Annotated in this window: 19 protein-coding genes; 2 read left to right on the top strand and 17 right to left on the bottom strand. The window is 63.5% G+C overall.

The features are described 5' to 3' along the window. The 7 genes from KGZ40_03580 to KGZ40_03550 all read right to left on the bottom strand — a co-directional run. Positions 1–361, bottom strand: a 361-nt coding sequence (locus KGZ40_03580) for a hypothetical protein (GenBank protein ID MBS3956599.1), incomplete at its 3' end; no start/stop codon positions are given. A 329-nt stretch (positions 362–690) separates the two neighbouring features. After that, positions 691–1431: a hypothetical protein gene (locus tag KGZ40_03575; protein MBS3956598.1), complete on the bottom strand. Its 741-nt coding sequence runs from the start codon at positions 1429–1431 to the stop codon at positions 691–693. 9 nt (positions 1432–1440) lie between these two features. Further along, positions 1441–2937: a hypothetical protein gene (locus KGZ40_03570; protein MBS3956597.1), complete on the bottom strand. Its 1497-nt coding sequence runs from the start codon at positions 2935–2937 to the stop codon at positions 1441–1443. Between the two features lie 357 nt (positions 2938–3294). Then, entirely contained in the window at positions 3295–4800 is a 1506-nt protein-coding gene (locus KGZ40_03565) for an NHL repeat-containing protein (protein MBS3956596.1), read from the bottom strand. Between the two features lie 31 nt (positions 4801–4831). Next, positions 4832–5635, bottom strand: a complete 804-nt coding sequence (locus tag KGZ40_03560; protein ID MBS3956595.1) for a tetratricopeptide repeat protein — start codon at positions 5633–5635, stop codon at positions 4832–4834. 115 nt (positions 5636–5750) lie between these two features. Next, positions 5751–6887, bottom strand: coding sequence for a hypothetical protein (locus KGZ40_03555; protein MBS3956594.1), 1137 nt, complete (start codon positions 6885–6887; stop codon positions 5751–5753). Continuing rightward, the gene (locus KGZ40_03550) at positions 6884–7888 is read right to left on the bottom strand and encodes a hypothetical protein (protein ID MBS3956593.1); all 1005 of its coding nucleotides are present in this window, start codon (positions 7886–7888) and stop codon (positions 6884–6886) included. The genes KGZ40_03555 and KGZ40_03550 overlap by 4 nt, the downstream gene beginning before the upstream one ends. A gap of 308 nt (positions 7889–8196) precedes the next feature. Between KGZ40_03550 and KGZ40_03545 the strand changes: the two genes are divergently transcribed. Continuing rightward, entirely contained in the window at positions 8197–8880 is a 684-nt protein-coding gene (locus tag KGZ40_03545) for a hypothetical protein (protein MBS3956592.1), read from the top strand. Between the two features lie 122 nt (positions 8881–9002). Next, on the top strand, positions 9003–11030 hold the full coding sequence (locus KGZ40_03540) for a CocE/NonD family hydrolase (protein MBS3956591.1): 2028 nt from the start codon (positions 9003–9005) through the stop codon (positions 11028–11030). Between the two features lie 18 nt (positions 11031–11048). On the opposite strand, the gene KGZ40_03535 is transcribed toward KGZ40_03540, so the two are convergent. The 10 genes from KGZ40_03535 to KGZ40_03490 all read right to left on the bottom strand — a co-directional run bounded on the left by KGZ40_03535 (position 11049) and on the right by KGZ40_03490 (position 20907). Further along, on the bottom strand, positions 11049–11765 hold the full coding sequence (locus tag KGZ40_03535) for an ABC transporter permease (GenBank protein MBS3956590.1): 717 nt from the start codon (positions 11763–11765) through the stop codon (positions 11049–11051). Continuing rightward, positions 11762–12721 carry an ABC transporter ATP-binding protein gene (locus KGZ40_03530; GenBank protein MBS3956589.1) on the bottom strand — a complete coding sequence of 320 codons (960 nt, stop codon included), beginning with the start codon at positions 12719–12721 and terminating at the stop codon, positions 11762–11764. The genes KGZ40_03535 and KGZ40_03530 overlap by 4 nt, the downstream gene beginning before the upstream one ends. Continuing rightward, the gene (locus KGZ40_03525) at positions 12718–14004 is read right to left on the bottom strand and encodes an ABC transporter permease (GenBank protein ID MBS3956588.1); all 1287 of its coding nucleotides are present in this window, start codon (positions 14002–14004) and stop codon (positions 12718–12720) included. The genes KGZ40_03530 and KGZ40_03525 overlap by 4 nt, the downstream gene beginning before the upstream one ends. Beyond that, complete coding sequence (locus tag KGZ40_03520; protein MBS3956587.1) at positions 13961–14920, bottom strand: hypothetical protein; 960 nt, start codon at positions 14918–14920, stop codon at positions 13961–13963. Before KGZ40_03520 ends, KGZ40_03525 begins: the two co-directional genes overlap by 44 nt. A 206-nt stretch (positions 14921–15126) precedes the next feature. Further along, positions 15127–15780: a hypothetical protein gene (locus tag KGZ40_03515; protein MBS3956586.1), complete on the bottom strand. Its 654-nt coding sequence runs from the start codon at positions 15778–15780 to the stop codon at positions 15127–15129. Positions 15781–15933: 153 nt separating this feature from the next. Continuing rightward, positions 15934–17100, bottom strand: a complete 1167-nt coding sequence (locus KGZ40_03510; GenBank protein ID MBS3956585.1) for a NapC/NirT family cytochrome c — start codon at positions 17098–17100, stop codon at positions 15934–15936. 139 nt (positions 17101–17239) lie between these two features. Then, on the bottom strand, positions 17240–18337 hold the full coding sequence (locus KGZ40_03505; protein ID MBS3956584.1) for a cytochrome c3 family protein: 1098 nt from the start codon (positions 18335–18337) through the stop codon (positions 17240–17242). 178 nt (positions 18338–18515) lie between these two features. After that, positions 18516–19643: a 6-bladed beta-propeller gene (locus KGZ40_03500; protein ID MBS3956583.1), complete on the bottom strand. Its 1128-nt coding sequence runs from the start codon at positions 19641–19643 to the stop codon at positions 18516–18518. Then, a complete protein-coding gene (locus tag KGZ40_03495; protein ID MBS3956582.1) occupies positions 19640–20266 on the bottom strand; it encodes a tetratricopeptide repeat protein in 627 nt (208 codons plus the stop codon). Before KGZ40_03495 ends, KGZ40_03500 begins: the two co-directional genes overlap by 4 nt. Beyond that, positions 20263–20907 (bottom strand): redox-sensing transcriptional repressor Rex, encoded by a 645-nt coding sequence (locus tag KGZ40_03490; protein ID MBS3956581.1) that lies wholly within the window; start codon positions 20905–20907, stop codon positions 20263–20265. Before KGZ40_03490 ends, KGZ40_03495 begins: the two co-directional genes overlap by 4 nt. Positions 20908–20927 lie beyond the last annotated feature (20 nt).

Here is a 20927-nt window from a genome sequence, read left to right as displayed (position 1 = left end):
CGTTGTCCATCTGGATGTTGATGGACGATCCGCCGCCGCCCGCGTGACAGAACGTACAAGCGTTCTCGCGGTCGTTGGCGCGAAGCAGCATATAGCTACCGAGCGCGTAGTGGGTCGAGTGGCAGTCCTGACACTTGTTCGTTGTCGTCGTGTAACCACCATGAGGACCCGCGAACGACTGCACCTGGTCGGTGCCCTGAACGCTGCGGACATAGATGCCGGCGTTATCCCCGTACCCCGGCAGATCACTTTCGGTCGTGTAGTTCCAGCCTCCATCGTTGTAGCCCTCGGCAAACGCGGGGACCGCCGCGATGGCAAGCACAGCGGCCGTGAGCACGGCCAACATGAGTGCTCTCTTCACAGTACGTACCTCCCTATTGTAGATCGTGCGAATGTTCGTCATTTCACATACACCTCCCTTCCTGACGAGAGTGTCTCGATCAGGGGCGTGTGACCGCCCGAGAACGACCTTTGGTGAGTACCCCGCAAATACCACTACCCCCATGGGTACTCTAAGAGAGAATACTCCTACCCATTGGGGTACCACAAGAACGTTCGGGAAATTAATCACGATGAATCGGCGAACGGCGTGAACCAACCTGAAAGCAAGGAGGCCGCCTCTGTTCAGAGACGGCCTCCCGACGCGCGTCAGTCAGCGCAGCATTAGAATCTCAGCAGATCAGGCACCCCTTACGGCAGGCCCTTCCACATGAGTTCCCAACCCTTGCTCACGACACCAGCCTCATACGTCTTCTCGTAGTAGTACTGCGTGTCGTCGCCGTTCCAGAACGTCGCATCCCCGTGGCAATCGATACACACAGAGTCGAGGTTCTCGACGAGTGCGCCGTCCTCGATCGGAGTCGAAGCGCCAAGATACGCGGGAGCGCCGCTGTACGGACGCGGAGCGTTAGCGTTTTGCCACGTGTTACCCGTACCGCTGCTAAGAACGCTGTACGTTCCCTCGCGATAGTCCGTGGCGTACGGGCTCTGCCAGTTCCAAGCGTCCACGACTCCGTAGTTGTACGCCTCAAACCAGCCTGGCACGCTCCGGGTCTCACCCACCGAGACCGGCGTGCCATCGTAGTCGACGCCGTAGAGCTCGTCTTTGAGCAGGTTCGCGCCGAGCGTACGGTGCGGGAAGCTGAAACCACCGTCGATGCACTGGCCGTTGACGTTCGCAACAGCGCTGGTGTGCACGTACTGCTGCGGCTGGTACGGGTTTCCGGCGCCCTGCACGTTGCCGTGAATGGTGTACGGATTGCTCGACAAGTTGGTGCGGTCGCTGTAGTACCACGCAAGCGAGCCGTCAGCTTTCGTGCCATGGCACTGGTTGCAGCTGTTGGCGCCGGTGTGGCAGTTGCGGCAGTGCGGACCCTCGTTGTCAGCGGCGCCGTCCGGTGTTCCTTCTGAACCACCCGGGTTCAGGGGCATCGAACGCGCTCAATGACGAGTGTTCGCGTCGTGGCTGTACGCCTCTACGTAGCCGCCAGCGTCAGACAGATACACGAGCGCCTTTTGGGTCGACGAGCCCGCCGAGCCGGCGTGACAAGCCTGACAGAAGTCGGAAGCCGAGCCGAAGCCACGGCCGCCGCCGTCTCCCATGTCCGACCACATGTACGCCTGGTTGCGGTCGATGTCTTGATCCGGACCAAGGTTGACGTCAGCCGGGCCGATGGGATTGTCCTTGTCGGCGGAGTGCTTGTTCACGCCATCGGCGTGGATGTCTATCCACGCGCCGTCGGCAGCACCGGAGTTGATCTGCGCCTGGGTCCAGTGACCTTCGAGATAGATCTTGTCCGGATCCCGATACCACGACGCAGAACCTGTGCGATCCGCGCGCGCATCGGCGTAGACGGTTCCGTCCGACTTCCGGAACAGGAACTGGATGACCGTCTTGGGGATCTCATCGCCAACGGAAAGCTGGAGCACGGCACCGCGATACGGCTGGATCGATGTCGCTACGTCGCGAGTACGCTCCCAGCTAAAGACCGTGATGGCGCGATCGGCGCGCTTCACGTTTGGATTGTTGAGCAGCAGCCAGCGATTATCCACGAAGATCGGGCGGGCGAACGCCGCGCCGCTCGTGCCGCGGGACACGATGTTGCTCGCCCACGGAGATGGTCCCCAAATAGACGTCGGCGGTGAAGCCGAGCTCTTGTTGAGGTCGTAGAAACCGGCAAGCGGACCCGTGTCTATGAGCAGCGTGCTTTTGTAGGTCGCGTGGGCCGCGTTCACGGTTCCATCGATGTTCGTCCCGAAGACTCTCTGAGCCCCTGCGGAGCCCGTGTAGACCTCGGTCACAACGCCGTTGTAGAGCGGACCAGCGACCCCCGCGATGGGGGTGCCGCCACGGTCGATCCACACATCCATGGCAGCGCCCGGATTGGCGAGCACCTCGATTGTGCGAGCCGAGTTGCCGTGGGGAGAGTGACAGCTGAAACACGCCAGGCCAGCGGCGTCTTCAAACGCGGGCTGGATGTCGACTGGAGCCTTTCCGCTGTAACCAAGCGTGTGGCCAACGTTAGCGTAATTCGTCTCTGAGGCTACGACGCCATCCGCGTCGTAGTCGTTGTCCATCTGGATGTTGATGGACGATCCGCCGCCGCCCGCGTGACAGAACGTACAAGCGTTCTCGCGGTCGTTGGCGCGAAGCAGCATGTAGCTACCGAGCGCGTAGTGGGTCGAGTGGCAGTCCTGACACTTGTTCGTTGTCGTCGTATAACCCCCATGAGGACCTTTGGAATACGGTGTCTGGATCTGATCCGTGCCGGCGACGGGATTGCGCACGTAAACGCCGGAATCGCGACCATACGTCGCGGTACCCTCCTGCGACGTGTAGTTCCAACCGCCATCGTTGTAGCCCTCGGCGAGCGCCGGAGAAGCCGCGATGGCAAGCACAGCGGCCGTGAGCACGGCTAACATGAGTGCTCTCTTCACAGTACGTACCTCCCTTACCTCCCTGAAATAGATCGTGCAAATGTTCGTCATATCGTTCACACCTCCTCTCCTGACGAGAATCCACCGCTCAGGACATGTGTCGTCCCACTATCGCGGTGCATGGAACGCGTACAGCATACGCTCATCTATGACCGTACTCAACGCGATTTCGATATTCGTTTCACTAATCGGTCAACGGACGTTGCCTGAAATCAAGCTGATCGCTTTTCCTTATGCCAGACGGCGCGGCGCGGCAGACGACGCGCGTGTACGGCAGGCGGTAAGAAGGCCCCGGGACGACGGTCCCGGGGCCTTCCGTACTGTAGCTATTCAGCTCAGCGCGCATCGCGCGGCAGCCTACGTCTTGGCCGCCGGCTCCTCGCCCGCGACCACGTACTCGCCTTTGACCTCGTCGTAGTCGAGGACCTTCGCGCCCGCCTCGGTGAAGCGCTCGAGCTGTTTGGCCTCACCGCAGAAGATGCGCACGCGTGGGAAGAGCGCGCGCCTCATGCCGCGCGTGCGCGACACCTCGAGGAGCTCGCGCTCCTCAGGCGCGAGCGGATCCGGGACGTCCGCGCCTCCGCTGGGAGTATCGTCCCGCTTCGGCGGCTCAACTACCACGAGGTAGTCACCCAAACGCACCTCTCCTTCGGTGACGTCCGCGTACTCCTCGGCGACCAGGGGAAGCACGTGAATCTTGCGGAACACCCCCGCGATGAGCCGGATATCGCCCTCCTCGACCGCCCTGGCAAGCGCCTCGCGCGTCGCGAAGACCCGCTTGCGGCCCAGCAGACCAAGAAGCGGCAGAAGCAAGAGGAGCGGGAGCCACTTCAGCCACGGGTAGATACTGAACGGCCCGCGGTCATCGGGGGCAAGAAGGCGGATGATCTGCACGCGGTCGTTGTATGTGTCGGTGACAGCGTAGTAGTCGTCGTACATGTGCGTGATACCGGTGGGCAGGTTAAACATCCCCTCGCCACCGCCGCGGCGCTCCCCGCCAAAGTCAGTGAGCGTCTCGCCAGTCGCGGGATTGAGCATCTCGATCCGATGGCCAAACCCGTCGATCACCACTACCTGCCGGTCGCCCGCTGAAAGCGCAATGCCGGAAGGCGCTACGTAGGTGACCTGAGGATCGTCCTGGAAGCGCGGCGGTTCACCGCGCACCCAATCCACCGCCGCGGTGAACTGTCCTTCCATCCGCACGCGCTGTATGCGGGTGTTGTTGGTGTCGGCCACAAATACCGAACCGTCCTCGGCCACCGCCACGTTGCGCGGGTAGTCGAACTGGCCAGGCAGTTTGCCCCGTGTGCCGACCGAACCATCAACGTATAGTTGACCTTCACTGTCAAAGCGGAGAATCTCCCCCTCGGCGGTCACATAGACGTCCCCGTTCGCGGCGACGGTCACCGAGATCGGGCGCAAGATAGGAACCTCCCAGAGGTACTCCCCGGACTCGTTGAAGCAAATCAGCCGGAGACGGCCCCGGTCCACCACGTAGACGTGGCCCGCCAGGCGGTCTACGGCCACACCCAGAGGCACGAGGAACTGACCCGCCTGCGTGCCGCGCTCTCCCCAGTGACGAACGTAGTCACCGCTCCGGTCGAACTCGACCACAGCGGCCGAGTCGCGCAGGGTGACGAAGAACCCCCCGTTGTCATCGGCCCCTACGCCCACGGGGAGACGGATGTTGCGCTCACCAAACGCGTAGATCGAACGGATGGGGATGAGTCCGTCCTCAGCTGTGTGCTCTTGCTCGCCTTGCTCGGTCGCTCCGCCTTGCAGGTACAGATAGAAGACAGCGAGGCCCAGAATGAGGAGCAAGATAACCCCGAGTACTATCGCCAGACGCTTGTTCGAGCTCATGTGACGGGTGCTCCTTTCAAGCGCGCGTGCGCTACGGCTGCTGATTCTCGAAAAGTCCGTCGATCAACTCGTCGACAGGCACCGTCATTTCTTCGCTCGGACCGACCGGCGCGTGCGGGTTCGACCCGTCAGAGGGTGCGACCGTGACGCCGAGCGATTCAAGGGCCTTCACGATGCGCGGGTCGTCCGGCAGGTATCGCAGCGCCTCATTGTACTGATCGATCGCCTCGTCTTTCCGATCAGCCTCGACCAGCATGTCGCCGTAGAGGATCTTCATGTCAGCCGCGTAGTAGTCGATACGTATGGCGATCTCAACCTGCGCAATCGCCTCGTCGAGCCGTCCTTGCGCGCGCAGGACCTGCGCGAGGATGAAGTAAGGGTGACCCGATCTGGTCCCAGCGATTTCGATCTCCTTGTTCGCCGCTGCCTCCGCCTCCTCGAAGCGTTCCTCTAGCATGAGAAGTTGCGCGTAGCGGACGTTGATTCCCGGCGTGGCGCTCGCCACCTCAGACGCGCGCGCGGCCCGGTCCATCGCATCCCGCTTGCGGCCCATCTCGTACTCGACCTCGGCAAGCGTCATGAGTACCCCGGGATTGTCCGGGTTGTCTCTTAGCGCCTCCACCAGCATCCGGTGGTCGCGCTCGAGATCGTTCTGCGGTGTTTGATTGAACAGGTCACCGCCGAGAAGCAAGACGCCCACCACGACGATTAGCACGGCCACGACGCCGAGAAGACCGTACGTCACTTTGCTCGGACCGCCTGATACGCGACGGACCTTTGGCGCTGCAGGTGCCAACGTTCCCACCTCTTCCACGTGCTCAGACGGCCAGTGCATGACGGAGTGCTGATCATCGCGCCGGATGTGATACCCCGCCGCGTATCCTACCAATCCCAGGTACCGCCTACAACAGCAACGGCAAACCTTCGTGAAATCTCCAACAATTCAGAACCTAAAACGGGTACACGTCGTGGCACCTCCCGCAAGACCGCCCGTCATCGTGGCACATGCACGCGCCAGGGCCGTTCTGACGTGCGATGGGACCATGACTCGGAAACCACTCGCTGTACGTGCCGTGGATGTTGACATCCTGGTCGTGACACGCGCACGCCTGATCTTGAGCCGACTCGGCAAGTTCATGGCAACGCGTGCACAGCGACGGCTGCCGGTATGACATCCCCGCGTGTACTCTCAGGAACTCCGGTCGCGGATGCGGCATCTCGAGCCCGTGACACTCAACGCACGCGGCCTGGGTCACGTCCGAGTGGCACCCGCTGCACGTGACCGCCATCGGCGTCTCCATCGTTCCCGCTGGCGCCGAGGCGATGTCGAAGGGCCTGCCCTCATGGCACGTGTCGCACTCCGAGGTGACCTTCACATCGTCGTGACACGTTAGGCACAGCGACATCCGGTTGCGTTGTAGTCGCGGCTCGGAGGTCTCATCAGCGGAGTAGTGACCGACATTGCCATGACACTCGATGCACGACATCCGCGCCTCAATCACGTCGGCGTGGCGCATCCGGACGGACGCGCCAACGACGCTGTCAACTATCGAACGATGACACGCCAGGCACGAGCCCTCGTAGACTCGGCCCTCGCGTTGGGCGGAGCTCAAGATCCGGACGGCCCCTCCCGCCGAGGCGGCCATGGCGCCGAGCGGACCGCGCGCGGCGTGGCACCCGTAACACGACGTGCGATTGTGAGCGCTCGCGTTCCAGCTGTCCACGGCGCCCCGAACGGCATGACACACACCGCACGCGCTGCCGGCCTGTGGCGCCATCGGCGCGAGCGATACCACGAAGAGGCCGAAAACGAGAGCGACGAACGCGGTCGCCGGCACGCGCCACCGCCGCACCTTGCGCACGCGAACGCCAAGCCGTCGGCGCTCCCGCTGATCGAGGTACGCTTCCCACATGGCGTAGAGCACAAGGATGATGAATACGCCGACGAGTACCACGAGAACCGCCAGCAGCATCGCTTCTCTCGGATAAGCCCGAGGATCCTCGATTATCCGGGGAATCTGCTGCTGAAAGACGAGCAAGCCGCTGCGTACGCGGAGAATGATGTCGGCGATGAGTTGGTCAATCACTGGGGATCACCCGCCCCGAAGTGATAGTCGACACCGGGCGTCTGGTTGTGCTCGGCGCTGTAGTGACACTGCGCGCACGATGCTTCGACGTGACATCGGTAGCACACGTCCTCGAGCCCCTCGGCAAGACCCCCGTGCGCTGGGAGGAAACCGTCGCCGTGCGGCATCTCGACCCCGTGACAATCGGTGCACCACTGGGGATCGTGACACGCCGAGCACCGCTCGCGAACCGGCTCGGTCAGGCCGTCGCCGTGGACGCGCTGCCACCCCTGCTGGTGCGGGAGAGGGATCCCGTGGCATTTCGCGCAGTCGGCGGGGACATGGCACGTAGTGCACCCGGACATGTCGCCCATGCCGTGCGCGCGCTGCCAACCGGCGCCGTGGGACGCCGTGAACACCGTCGCTCTCTCGTCTTCCGGGCGCTGCCGGGTGAGGCCGGGAGGATGGCACACGTAGCACGCGTCAACGTTGGTCCCGGAGACTCGATGACACCCGGTGCAATCTTCCATGAGCGGTCCGGCGTACCAACGGCGCTCGGCGTCGACTCGGTGACCTGTCCCCGCGTGGCATCTCGCGCACCGCTCCTCGGCGAAGTCCGCGTGGCGCACACGTACGTACGTCGTCACTGTCGACGTCAGAGCGAACGAGTGACACTCGCGGCACGCTCTCTCAGGCGCAAAGCCAGGCCTCGCCTCGCGAAACGGCGAGACGGAAAGCCACCTGATCGAACGCAAACCGTCCGCCACTATACCAGCCGCGCCCGGAGACGCGTGGCACTCGGCGCACCTGAGTCCTTGGTGAGCGGAATCCCGGTTGGCGGCGACATGCCCCCTGTGGCAAAGTCCGCACCCGACGTCCCGCCGGACCGCGGAGCCTCCCGCTACCACCACTACACTCAAGACGAGGCAGCCAACAACAAGAATGGGAAGCGCAGTGCGCCACGCGTCACGCCGGACTCGTGAGCGTGCTCTCCGGCTGACCCGGGGCGGTATGAGTGCCATCGGCCTTCCCTAGCGACGGACCGTCGAGCGTCGACGCCCCGAATGGTGCGCCGTCTCGCGGCTCGATGCGAAGTTCGTGAACAGTGTAACGAGTTCGCTCCAACCGAATACCTCACCCGGATGGAGTTTCCACGGAGATTGCGTCATCGATGTGGAGTTTGTGAAAACGATATCAACCTCACAAATGCCTGTGGTAGTATTTCGCCGTCCAGTCGCGGCCGGCTTGACTCATCGGGGCAACCAGGGTCGTCCTCATACCTGTGCCGGTATACAATGGTATCACCCGCGCGAACCTGAATGGAGACACCATGCAAAACCCCCATGTCGCTCTTGGTACCGCGACCCGCCTGTTTCTCGCCCTGACCCTTCTTGTGGCCGTGCCTCTCGGCGGCGTGACCGGATGCGCGAAGGAACCAGCTCTGCGCAGCTACGGGGAGCCGACCGGGCTGTTCCACATCAAGGTACGGGAAGACTGGCAGGTCAACGTCCAACCGAGCTTCATGAGCGTCTACGCGGGCAGCGAGTTTCCTACTGAAGACGTCTTCGACGCACTCTCCGTGCTTATCTTCGTCGTCGTCCCGACCGAGGGAGAGCCGGCGGACGCGCTCACCACGCTGATCAGCAACCGGGCGAAAGAGCGCGAGTGGCAGGAATACGAGACCGGTGACGTGCAGGACACGCGGCTCGGCAACCGCATCGCTCACAAGCGCCATGTGACCGGCATCGACGCCCGAGGCAACCATTTCGCGGCGGACTACGTGATCGCACGCACCAACGATCGCGAGGTGCTCGTCGTCGCCGTCGCCCCGGCGGAGACGTGGGAAAGCGACCGGGTGGCCGCCGCCACGTTGCTTGAGGAGGAGTGGTACTGGCACATCCCTGACCCTGCGGCCACGATAGACGCATCCGCCGAGGAGACCACAACACCTCCCAGCGATACCAACGGCGGGCCTGAGGGCGGCTCAGAAGGCTCTGGGGATTCGGGAGGGTAGACTTCTTTCGCGGCGAATCCTTCTCGGCGAACAGGAACGCGTGCTCCATCGGCTACACTGACGCGATGGATGCGAAGACGCGCACGAGCCGACCCCGCCAGCGCACCGGGTTCCCGTACCGCGTGAAGGAGATCGAGAACGTCTGGATCCCGCTCTCCGATGGGACGCGTCTTGCGGCGCGCGTCTGGCGCCCGGTTGACGGCACGGCTGGCCCCGTCCCTGCCGTGCTCGAGTACCTGCCGTACCGCAAAGACGACTGCACCGCTCTCGACGACGCCATGCGCCACCCGTACTTCGCCGCACACGGGTACGCCTCGGTCCGGGTCGACCTCCGCGGAACGGGATCCTCTGATGGACTGCTCGCCGGCGAGTATCTCGCCCAGGAACACGATGACGCGCTCGAAGTGATCGAATGGCTCGCCGAGCAACCCTGGTGCGACGGCTCAGTAGGCATGATCGGCTACTCGTGGGGCGGATTCAACGCACTCCAGGTCGCCGCCCGCCGCCCACCGCGGCTCAGAGCTATCATCACGCACGCCTCAACCGACGACCGCTACCGCGACGACTGCCACTACATGGGTGGCTGCCTGCTCGCTTCCGACATGCTCAAGTGGGCCGCCTCGATGCTCACCTACCCGATCCAGCCGCCCGACCCGCGTTTCGCGGGACCCCGGTGGCGCGAGATGTGGATGCACCGGCTCGTAAACGCCCCCCATCTCGCCCGCGACTGGATCTCGCACCAGCGGCGTGACGCGTTTTGGAAGCACGGCTCCGTCGCCGAGGAGTACGGCGCGATCGAGTGCCCGGTCATGGTCGTAGGCGGGTGGGCCGACGCGTACACCAACGCCGTGCCGCGCCTGCTCGAACACCTCGACGTCCCGCGGCTCGGGCTCATCGGCCCGTGGGGTCACATGTTTCCCTACGAGGGCGTCCCTGGCCCGGCGATCGGATTCTTGCACGAAGCGGTGCGGTGGTGGGATCACTGGCTCAAAGGCATCGATAACGACGTGATGGACGAGCCGCTTCTGCGCGCTTGGATAGAAGAGTGGGTGGCGCCCGCGACGTTTCACGCCACCCGTCCCGGACGTTGGGTAGCCGAGGAACGCTGGCCTCCGGCGCTGGTAAGCACCTCCGCCTACCGTCTCACCTCCCGCGGGACGCTATCCGCCGGCGAGAGCGCGCACAAAACTCCCGGCGAGCCCGCCTGGCCTGAGCTCTTGCTTCCCAGCAATCAGGAGTGCGGACAAGCCGCGGGCGTGTGGTGCGCGAACGGCGGTCCGGACGAAATCGCCGGTGACCAGCGTCCAGACGACGAGCGTTCGCTCACCTTCACTACACAGCCGCTCGACGCGCCGCTCGATGTGCTCGGACACCCGGTCGTACGCGTGCGCGTGCGTGTGGACCAGCCGCTGGCGCTCATCGCGGTGCGGCTCGAAGATGTGGCGCCCGATGGGTCGTCACTCCTCGTGAGCTGGGGCATGCTGAATCTCACGCACCGCGAAGGTCACGAGTCACCGGTCGCGTGCGTGCCAAACGCCCAGATGGACGTACGCATCGAGTCGCGAGTGTGCGGCTACCGCTTTTCCGCAGGCCACCGCATCCGGCTCGCTCTGTCCCCCACGTACTGGCCGCACGCGTGGCCGTCGCCGGAACCACTCGAGATGCGGGTGGCCGTAGACGGACCGAGCTCTCTGGAGCTTCCCGTACGCGACAGCAAAGCGGACGCCGGACGCGCCGAACCAGCCTTCGAGCCGCCAGAAGTCGCCGCAGCGCAAAGCCCGCACGCAAACACGGGTACCGAGCCGCCGGTCCCGGGACGCACGCGGACCGTCACTGTCGAAGATGGCACGCACACGATCACCGACAGGGAGCGGCGCGCGCGGACCATCCCCGCAACGGGCGCTCGCTATACCGAGTCAAGCAGTGACGTCTACGTAATCACCGAGGGCAAACCTCTCTCGGCGACCGTGCGCTGCGCCCGCGAGACGCGCAGCGAGTCAACGGATCTGACCTGGAGCGTGCGAGTGATAAGCGAGATGACGTGCGACGCCAGGTACTTCCACGTGACCGAGACGTACGCGGCGAACGAGAACGAACGTCTCGTGTACGAGCGCCGACGCGCATACCGCATACCGCGCGACTTCGTGTGAGAAACGGCGGCGCCGCCCCTACAGAGTCTGATCGACGAGCAACGCAAGAAGGATCGGCGGCACCGCTCCGTACGCGATCACGGCGTCGTTGAAGCTCCCGATCCCAGATAGGATCGGCACGCCGAGACCTCCCGCACCAACCACCGCTCCTAAGGTGGCGGCGCTCACCATGATGACAAGCATCGATTTGATCCCGGTCATGATGACGGGAAGCGCGATCGGCGCCTCGATGAGCCGGAGCCGCTCAGCGCGCGTCATCCCCATTCCGCGCCCCGCTTCGACAGCGGATGCTGGCACTCCCTCAATCCCCGCGACGACGTTCACCATCACCGGCAAAACGCTGTAGATGACAAGCGCGAGCAGAACCGTCCGGGACCCGTAACCGATCGACGGTACAGCTATCGCCATGATCGCGACCGACGGGATCGACTGGCCGAATGTCGCGATTCGCATCACTATGTCCCGGAAAGGACGGCCGAGCGGGCTGAGCACGAACAACCCAGCCGCCACCCCAATCCCTATGGCGATCGTCCCGCCCGCCGCGACGATGGTGAGGTGATCAAGGAGAAAATGCCACATCGGCGAGCGATCGTAGGTCACCGTGACAGCTTGAGGAAAGAAGAAACGCAACACCGCTTCGACCCCCGGTGTTGAAAACGTCCAGAACATGAGCGCGGCGAGCAGCGCCGCTGGAATCCACGGATTGCGCCTGATTCCCGGCTCGTACGCGGTCATCGCGCTCGTCTCACTCCTCTCACGACTTCAGAGAACGTGAGCGAGCCGAGCATCCGTTGCCCGTCGACGACAACAACCTTGTCGCAAGCCCCGGTCACCATGACCGCGAGCGCGTCGCGCAGGCTTGTCTCCGGCGCGACCCGTGGCAGCGGAAGGGTCCCGGCGCCGTGGTCCTCCTCGGCCAGTGAACCGTACGTGAGATCACCGACTCTGTGGCGCGCGAGTATCCGTAACCCAAACTCCTCGCCAAAGAAGTCGCGAACGAACTCGCTGGCTGGCGCACGCCACAGCTCCTCTGGTGACCCTGACTGTACGATACGGCCGTCACGCATGAGTGCGATCGTGTCGCCCAGCAAGACCGCCTCCTCGATGTCGTGGGTGACAAACACGACGGTCTTGCCGAGGGTGCGGTGGAGCTCGGCGAACTCGCGCTGGAGGCGCTCGCGGTTGATCGGGTCGAGTGCGCCAAACGGCTCGTCCATGAGAAGCACCGGGGGGTCGGCCGCAAGGGCGCGCGCCACCCCCACCCGCTGCGCTTCGCCGCCGGAAAGCTCGTGGGGCCACTTCCCCGAAAAGACCGCGGGATCGAGCCCGACGAGAGCGAGCAGCTCGACTACGCGGGCGGAGATGCGCCCCGCGTCCCAGCCAAGCAGCCGCGGGACGGTCGCGATGTTGCGCGCAACGGTCATGTGCGGGAAGAGGCCTACGCTCTGGATGGCGTACCCGATGCCGCGCCGCAACTCCTCAGGCGAACTCGCGGTGATCGGAGCACCGTCGATGAGGACCTCGCCACCATCGGGCTCAACCATGCGGTTGATGGTGCGCAAAAGCGTGGTCTTGCCGCAGCCCGACGGACCGAGCAAGACCGTGAGCTCGCCTTCAGGGACCACGAACGAGACACTGTCGACCGCGGTGTTGGCACCGTAGCGTTTGGTGACGTCGCAAAGCTCGATCACTGCGATGTCACCGGAGTCCCAGGCCTGCTCGCGACCTTTTCGAGGGTGCGCAACCCCGTGTCGAAAGCGAGCGCGAGCGCGACGATCGGCACTACTCCAACGAGCACGAGATCCATGCTTGTCTGCTCAAGCCCAAAGAACATGATCGCGCCAAGACCCCCTCCGCCAACAAACGCCGCGACGATCGCGCCCGCTGTGCTCTGCACGAGCGCGACGCGCACTCCGGCGAGCACCACCGGGAACGCCAGCGGGAGCTCCACCTCCGCAAGCAAGCGCCACCGTCCCATGCCCATCCCTCTCGCCGAGTCGAGGACCGATGAGTCAAGTCGGCGTATCGCCACCGTCGTGTTGCGCGTCACCGGATACAAAGCGTACACGAGCAGCACCACAAGCACGGGCGCCCATCCTATGCCCGACACACCCAGTGCGCCGAGAAATGAGATCCTGTCGCCCACTACCCCTAGGAGCGGCATCATCAGACCCACAAACGCGAGTGCCGGGAAGACCTGGCCAACATTGAGCGCACCCATCACGAGCGTCTCGGCACGGCGGTTCTTCGCCGAAAGGACCCCCAAGGGAACGCCGACGGCCACCGCCCCAATCGTTGCGCCAAGCGCGTACGCGAGATGACGGCGTATCTCGCGGGAGAATGTGTCGCGCCACATCGACCACTCACGCACGATGCCAATCTCATCGAGGACCCCGGTGACGGCGAGAGCCGTGAGAGCCGCAAGCGGCGCGAGCCAGACAAGCGCGCGCAACCAGCGATTCCGTGAATCCGCGGCGGCAGCGTAGAGCACGAGAAACGCTCCGAAAAGCCCCACGTAGTAGCTCGCGCCAAACGACGTCCGGGCGACACGCTCCGACGTCTCGGCAAACGCGGCGGCAGCCTCTCCGGCCAACGCGAAGGTCGCGGCGAGCGCGATGGTCGCGATAAGCCCGCGCGCGGGGCCTCCCCCCAACGCGGCGAGAGCGCCGGGCCGCAGAGCCAATACGCCGGAAGCAATCCAGAGCGCGACGAGCAGCCATCCGGTCGCACCGAACGCTTCGAGAGCCGTCACCGACGCTCCGTCAAGGATCCGGTTGGGCCGAAACCACAGGTACGGCCCAGCGATAAGCGAAGCCGTCGCGAGCGTCGATCCGGTGAGCGCAAGAACGACCGTGCTCCGCCGCGGACCGCCAACCGTTGCCGCGTGGATCCTGGCCAACGCTCGGGTGGCGGCCGCCCTTGAGCCGGTGCTACTCGACAAACCCATTGGCTTGCAGATAATCCCTGGCGACACTCACCGGATCCTGCTCACCCAGCGCGACTTTCGCGTTGAGTTCCTGCAGCTTCTGCTGGTTCAAGCTAAGGAACACCGGTTTGAGGATGTCTGCGATCTGTGGATACGCGTCGATGATCTCGCCACGGAACACGGGTGTAGGCTCGTAGACCGGTGGGACGTCTTTGGTGTCGGTGAGCACGACCAGGCCGAGATCGGCAAGTTGGCCATCGGTGCCATACGTGAGCGAGAAGTTCACACCGTCCGTGCCGCGGGCGAGCGCCGCGAGCATCTCGGCGGTGTTGCCGGTCGCCAACGTGACGAGCTGATCGTCAGTGAGCGTAAAGCCGTATGCCTCCTCAAAGCCTTTGAGGCCGAGCGGGTTGTCGACCCAGGTCTGAGACGCGATGAGCTTGACCGGCTTGCCAGCATTCACGTACGCCGCAAAATCCTCCATGGTCACGACCGACTCGGCGTCAGAAAGCACCGCCGTAGTCGCGATGAACTCGCTGTTGTTGGCCGGCGCGGGGGTCAGCCACGCGATGTCGTTGACCTCGCGGTCCAGCTCGACAATCGCCGCGTACGCTTCGGCGGCGTTCTTCCACCGAGGAAGCCCTTCCTCGCCCTCGTGGTAGTACTGGCCGTTGCCCGTGTAATCTATGGTTGCGTCGATCTCGCCCTCAAGAAGCGCCGCGCGCACCACGTCCGGCGTCCCGAGTTTGGTTCTGTCCTCGGTCGGAATTCCGTTGGCTTCGAGCATCTGGATCACCATCGAGCCGAGGATCGTCCCTTCCGAGTCAAGCATCGAGCCGACGCGAACGACTGGACCGCTCGGCTGGGTCGCCTCGCCGCCATCGCCGTTTCCGCAACCCGAGAGCACGAGCGCTGGAGCTAGCACCGTGAGCAGCCCCACCGCCACTAGTAGCGACCTGTTCATACCGAGAGCCCCTTTCGTCGTCGCCGCCATGGCGCCTACGCGCGGATCGATCCTCAAGCTGCTGGCGACCGCACAAATAACCGAAACACTAATAATTATGTTATCGATTTCTTATGCGTCATGCAAGCGGAGGCGGGCCGACTGCGGCGCGCGTCGAATACCATAATAACGGCGCGCTCCAACGACGCACTCGTCACCAGCGAGCGCTAGACGCCCACTGCCGATGGAATCCGGCAGCCATGGGCAAGTGACTTGATGTCGCAAGGCATGCGAATGTGACGCACATTCATGCGCTCCGGACGGTCAAGTTTGACCTTCGGAGTGAGCAGGAGCACCCCCGTGACGTCCGCCTCGTTGAGCATCTCCAGCACGGGGTCGATCCACCCTGGGGAGCAGGCCACGAGCGCGACGCGCACCTCAAGAGACACGTCCAGCCTCGGTATCTCGGTCACGTGACGGACCTCGATACCCCCCACAACCGTCCCAACGTCTTCGGGAAGCTCGGAGTAGTAGGCCACTGGCCTCACACCATACGCATCGGCTGGGAACACGACCTGCAGAGCCTGGAGCATCTGCGCGGTCCCAACACGGATGATCGGGTACTCATCGCACAAACCAAGGAACTGCTGCAACGCCTCGAAGAGCACAAACAGCTGGTAGCCTGCGCCAGGCCTCCCGACCCCCCCTACGTAGGACAGGTCACGCCGTACGGTCTCTTCGCGAATGTCAAGCTCCTTAGCGAGTTCACGCGAAGTCACCCGGACATCGGCACTTCCTCGGCGGATGAGCTCTCCGAGATAGCAGTGGTAGAGCGACAGCCTGTAGACGGTCGCTTCGGGAATGCGGTTCAAATCGGGCACGTTGTGACTCCTCACCCTGGACGGTCATGCGATAGACATGTGTGAGTACCAACACGGGGGACGCGGTAAAACGCCCTCGTGGATTAGAGTACCCATTCACAAAGCATACCTAATCGCGTTCAGGATGCGCAAGGTTGCTTGACGAACCCTTCCCTATAGCGGGTCGGGAACTCCCTGACGTACGTGACACACGGCGCAGAATGTGGGTGCGTGGCACTCGAAGCACGCATTAGCGCCACTTTCTCGAACCGGTTCCGTGTGCTGAGAGAGCCAAGAACGTGACGGGTCGTTGCCTTCATGGTGGCAGTCGTTGCAGAAATTGGTGCCCGGGGCCGTAGCATGGCACGTCTGACAGACGTCGGGCCGCTCCTTGCCGTCCTCCGTATGGTTCTCGGCGAAATCAGCTGGGTGCGGCATGGCGATCCCGTGGCAGTCGATACAGAAGCGCTGCTCATCATGGCAAGTCGAGCAGTATCCCACCTCGGCGACAGGCACAAGATCCAACCCGCCTTCTTTTGGCTCGACTGTCGGCGTGCCCTCGGCGGCCTTCGTCGCTTCGAGCGCCTGCCTGCGGGCGAGATCCTCGTTGGCAAGACGGGCGTGCCCGCTCGAGTCGCCGAACGGCGTGTAGAACCCTTCTTCCTTGTGGTTCGCGGGCATCAGATCGAAATCGGGCGTGTGGCACGCTTCGCACGCCCCAGGCGCAGCGATGCCGCTCGGTGACTCCCCGGTAATCGTGTGGCACCGGAAGCACGCCGTCATCTCCATGAAATCGTCGTGCTTGCGATTGGGCTCACCGGTATTGGGATCAGTCAGAGTGAGTTCGAAATCCTCGCGATGCGCGACCCGGTTGTGGCAGACCGTGCAGTGGATGTCTTTTTCTGAGTGGATTGCGTGGTCGATGATGATGCCCGGACTCGGCGTCACGGGCCTCTTCTCGAGGTCGTGACATTGTGTGCACTGCTTCTCGGGGAAGTACTTCGCCGACAGCGCCACGTGAGAGTCTGGATTGAGCGGCAGTGAGTATTTGTTCGTTGCGGTCAGATAGAGCTCTCCGAGTGCCTCAGCCTTGTGGAGCACAAAGTAGACCGGGTCGGCGTCCACCTTCATGTGGCACGCCATGCACTGAAGGTTTGAATGAGCCGAGCGCTCGAACGAGATGATCGTATCGGCTTGGACCTTATGGCACCCCTCGGCGCAAAACCAGTTTGTCGACGTCACGCCGAGTGCAACGATCACGAACGCGGCAAGTCCGATAACTATCGAACCGGTCCAGATGATGTAGCGGGGACGGAGGGCTGGGTCGGTGAATCCGTTCACGATCCGAATCCTGCGCATAGTGCCGCTCTGCCGCCTTTCGCCTTCCTCCGCACGACTTCGGCACACCACCGTGGTCGCATTGGCGTTGCCTAACGAAGCTTAGTATATCTCAACTCGCGAAGGGGAGTTGTCCCCCGCTTCACGGCAAGTGACAGTTCAAACAGAGCCCGTCGGTGTAGGTTGAGTTCTGACCCGGCGGCACTATGAGAAGCCGTTGCGCGTTGCTCTCGTGTGGGAAGACGTGGAAACGCGGGTTGTCTGTCACAGCGGAGCCATCGGCGGCGGTGACGGTGAAGGGCTGTGTGGCGTCCCTTATGTCCTCGTGGCACTGTTGGCACAGCGGGAACGGCGAGATCCGCCACTCGGCGGTTCTGGTGTGCTCCCCGCTGCCTCGCAAATCGGGCATCTGGTAGCCGAGATTCGACCCGCCAAGGCGCGTTTGGCCCGGCTCGCCGAGAACCGTCTCGCTCGCGCCGTGCGAGGTGAGTACCGGCAGATAGTTGTAGTAGAAGTGATCGTTTTGCTGGACCGGATGGTTCATCGCCCCCCCGGATCCTCCGAGATGTCCCTGATGACACGTCGCGCACCAACCGGTCCCGTAGACGGTAGCGGTCGTCTCGGCTCCGGTGGGCCGGTTGCGCAGCAAACGGTTTGTCGGCTGCGACGTGGTCTCGAGCAACGTAGCGGTCGCTACACTGGAACGGTACCTGTCACCAATGAATGGCTGGATGGTCCGCGACGTCGTACCGTGAGGCGAATGACAATCGGTGCAAGTCAGAGTCCCGTTCACACCCGAGAACACCACCGCGCGAGGTGTGCCGTCGAGATTGCCTCCCGGGATCGTCCGGGTGGCGTCCGCGCCCACACGGTGACCAGAGGACGGATCAACCCCCGTGCGTGCCTTGATCACGCCGTAGACCCCACGCCCGCCGGTACCGTCATGGCACGATTCGCACACTTCCTTGACGGTGTCTGCGGGAAGGAGCACGAAACTGCTGGGCGCCTGGTGGACCGAGTGGCACACTCGGCACTTCTGTGTGGTCGACGTGTACGCGCCGTGCGGGCCAGATCTATCGTGCGGGGCGCCGGTGCCCGAGTCGTCGGGAGCGAACCCGTGGCAGTCGACACAGGCGCGGCCAGACGGCGGGTCGAGCTCATCGTAGGCAAAAGCAGGTATCACCGCGAGGGACAGAGCGGATAGACACGCCAAGGCGAAAATGATCAGCGGGCGAATCACTGGGCGGTACATCTCCCATCATGCTATGCGCTCGGTACCCCCAACAACCCATACTACCAGGCCAGACGGTGGTCCGACAAACGGAGACGGCGTGTACCGGGTGTGGAGCGAGCGTGAACCTATGCACTTGTCTTCACTGGTGATACACGCAACCTGCGTGCCATCTTCGTAAGGACTCCTACCTGGCAAGACGAAGAACCTGGATGCGGTTGTTCTCCTTGTCAGCGACCACGAGCAGGTCACCTGAGGAGCTGATGCCGTTAGGCAGATTGAGCTCACCTGGCTGGACGCCCCGCTGACCATGCCGACCGAGAATCCTGCCGTCTGGCGCGAGCAGCACGATGTCGTACTCAAACGAATCCACGACCGCGATGGTACCGTCGTCTAGCACGGTCACGCCTCGTGGAAGACCGAACACCGCATCAGGGTCTTCCACAGACGCGCCCAGGGCCGTGACACGGCGCTTGTCGCCCGTCACCCACTCCAACTCGCCATCAGAGGTAAACATCTGGATCCGGGAGTTGTTTGAGTCGGCCACCACCACCATTCCGTCTTCGGTGACGTCGATACCGTTGGGCCGGTCGAACTCGCCCGGTCCGACACCGGGTCTGCCAAACTGCCGGACAAACTCACCTTCAGTGGTAAACACGACCACCTGGTAGGAGTCTGTGGCGTAGACATGTCCGTCGTGGACCGCGAGTGAGGTCACGGCGATCCCCGTTCCATCCTGTCCCGACGCCCCCGCTCCAACTCTTGTCGCGGGATCGGGAAAACGCCGGATGAACTCACCTTCGGCGTCGAAGACCTGGATCTGATCGTTGCGAAAATCGGCGATATAGACGGTCCCGTCATCATCGATATCAATGCCGAGGGGAAAGTTCAGCAGACCCTCCTCCCATGTGGCCTCGAACCCGGGTGAGGGTTTGGTTATCCCAAACCCGCCGAACTCAAAGAGAAATCTTCCTTGTCGCGAGAAGACGGCGATCCTGTTGTTGTCGGAGTCGACTACGTAGATGCGATCGTTGATACCGAACGCAACGTCAAGCGGACGGTTGAACGCCGGCGCTTCGCCTCGTCCCGGCCCCTCGATCAACAGGATGGGCTCGATGCCCCCTACGGGCGCTCCACCTTCCGTGACGAGCGCTCGCGGATTCAGCAGCAGCGCGAGGACGACGAGGAGCACCACGAGGGCGATCCCAAGCAGCAAAGAAAGCCACGCGAGCGGCTGAAGTCTCAAGGGGGTCCTGGCAATCCCGCCGCCAGCTTGCTCAAGCTCAACCGACTCGTCACGCTTCTCATCGATCACGGTCCCACCCCTAGCCGTGCAAGGCCCTCAAGCGCGAGCGAGGCATCAGGCACGTACGCAAGTGCTCTGCGGTAGTACCTCTCGGCCATCGCGGTGTCACCCATTCCCTCGTAGGCGAGCGCCATCAGGCACGCCGTGTCAGCAGCGCCCAAGGCGTGCTCCGACGCTGGACCGACGACCTCGATCACCTCGCTGTGACGCCCAGCTTCCAGATAGTGCGTACCCAGAGTGTAGGCCGCGCCGACGTGTCGCGGGTCGATCGCGAGAGCAGCCCGCAATGATTTCTCCGCGTCATCTACCCGCCCCAGATCGAGCAGTGCGGTCCCCCGTCCATACAGCGCTTCGATGTTGTCTGGGTCAGAGGCAAGTACCGCCTCGTACACTTCGAGGGCATCCCGGTACCGCTCGGCTTGTTGATGGCTCACCGCCTCCACGAACGGCGACGCGCTATGGGTTCCCGCGACCGCCCCGGAACGCGCGCCCGTTGCCAGTCCGGGGGCTTGGGCGCGAACCAACTGCACGGCGACGAGCACCCCCGTGGTCACGACCGCGACCGACAGGGTCGCGGTGCACACGATAAGCCACTGGGAAGCCCGGCCCTTTCCGCCAGACGGCGCTTTCATCCCATCGCTTCCGACGGATTGAGGTGGAAGGCGAGTATCTGCAGTTCAGCTGCCATGTCTGCCTGACGTACGGTAACATCGTCGGGCACGATCAGCCGTACGGGCGCGAAGTTCATGATCGCCCTGACACCAGCCGCCACGACGCGATCCGCGACCGCCCGGGCCGCTGGGCCGGGTACGGTGAGAACCGCGATCTCGACTTGCTCGCGCTCGATCACCGACTCGAGCCGGTCGACGTGCTCGATGGTGAGCCCGTCAGCCGACCCGCCTACCTTGGCCGGATCCGCATCGAAGACCGCCACAACCTTCATGCCACGCTCATCGAACCCGTGATATCCCTGAAGCGCACTGCCGAGACGCCCGTAGCCCACGATCGCTACCCTCCGCTGCTCCGCGATGCCGAGCCTCCGCGACAGATGGGTGATGAGCGATTCGACGTCGTATCCCACGCCTCTCGTCCCAAACTCTCCGAGATACGACAGGTCCTTCCTCACCTGCGCCGCGTTGGTACCCGCCATCTCGGCGATCTGGACCGAGTTGACCACGGGCATCCGCATCGCTTGCGCCTGGATGAGGCAGCGCAAGTAGACCGGCAGGCGCTGCACGGTGGTTGGCGGTACGGTGGCGGTAGCGCTAGCCATGTCGTTCTCCTTCATGCGGC

It is taken from the genome of Clostridiales bacterium (assembly GCA_018333995.1).
GTDB lineage: Bacteria > Actinomycetota > Coriobacteriia > Anaerosomatales > SLCP01 > JAGXSG01.
This window is presented reverse-complemented; position numbering and strand designations above follow the sequence as displayed.

What these genes read in the sequence shown, in the direction of transcription:
- KGZ40_03575 (MBS3956598.1), bottom strand. Translation starts at nt 1,431, where the DNA reads ATGCCCCTGAACCCGGGTGGTTCAGAAGGAACACCGGACGGCGCCGCT.
- KGZ40_03565 (MBS3956596.1), bottom strand. Translation starts at nt 4,800, where the DNA reads ATGAGCTCGAACAAGCGTCTGGCGATAGTACTCGGGGTTATCTTGCTC.
- KGZ40_03560 (MBS3956595.1), bottom strand. Translation starts at nt 5,635, where the DNA reads ATGCACTGGCCGTCTGAGCACGTGGAAGAGGTGGGAACGTTGGCACCT.
- KGZ40_03550 (MBS3956593.1), bottom strand. Translation starts at nt 7,888, where the DNA reads ATGGCACTCATACCGCCCCGGGTCAGCCGGAGAGCACGCTCACGAGTC.
- KGZ40_03545 (MBS3956592.1), top strand. Translation starts at nt 8,197, where the DNA reads ATGCAAAACCCCCATGTCGCTCTTGGTACCGCGACCCGCCTGTTTCTC.
- KGZ40_03535 (MBS3956590.1), bottom strand. Translation starts at nt 11,765, where the DNA reads ATGACCGCGTACGAGCCGGGAATCAGGCGCAATCCGTGGATTCCAGCG.
- KGZ40_03520 (MBS3956587.1), bottom strand. Translation starts at nt 14,920, where the DNA reads ATGAACAGGTCGCTACTAGTGGCGGTGGGGCTGCTCACGGTGCTAGCT.
- KGZ40_03495 (MBS3956582.1), bottom strand. Translation starts at nt 20,266, where the DNA reads ATGAAAGCGCCGTCTGGCGGAAAGGGCCGGGCTTCCCAGTGGCTTATC.
- KGZ40_03490 (MBS3956581.1), bottom strand. Translation starts at nt 20,907, where the DNA reads ATGGCTAGCGCTACCGCCACCGTACCGCCAACCACCGTGCAGCGCCTG.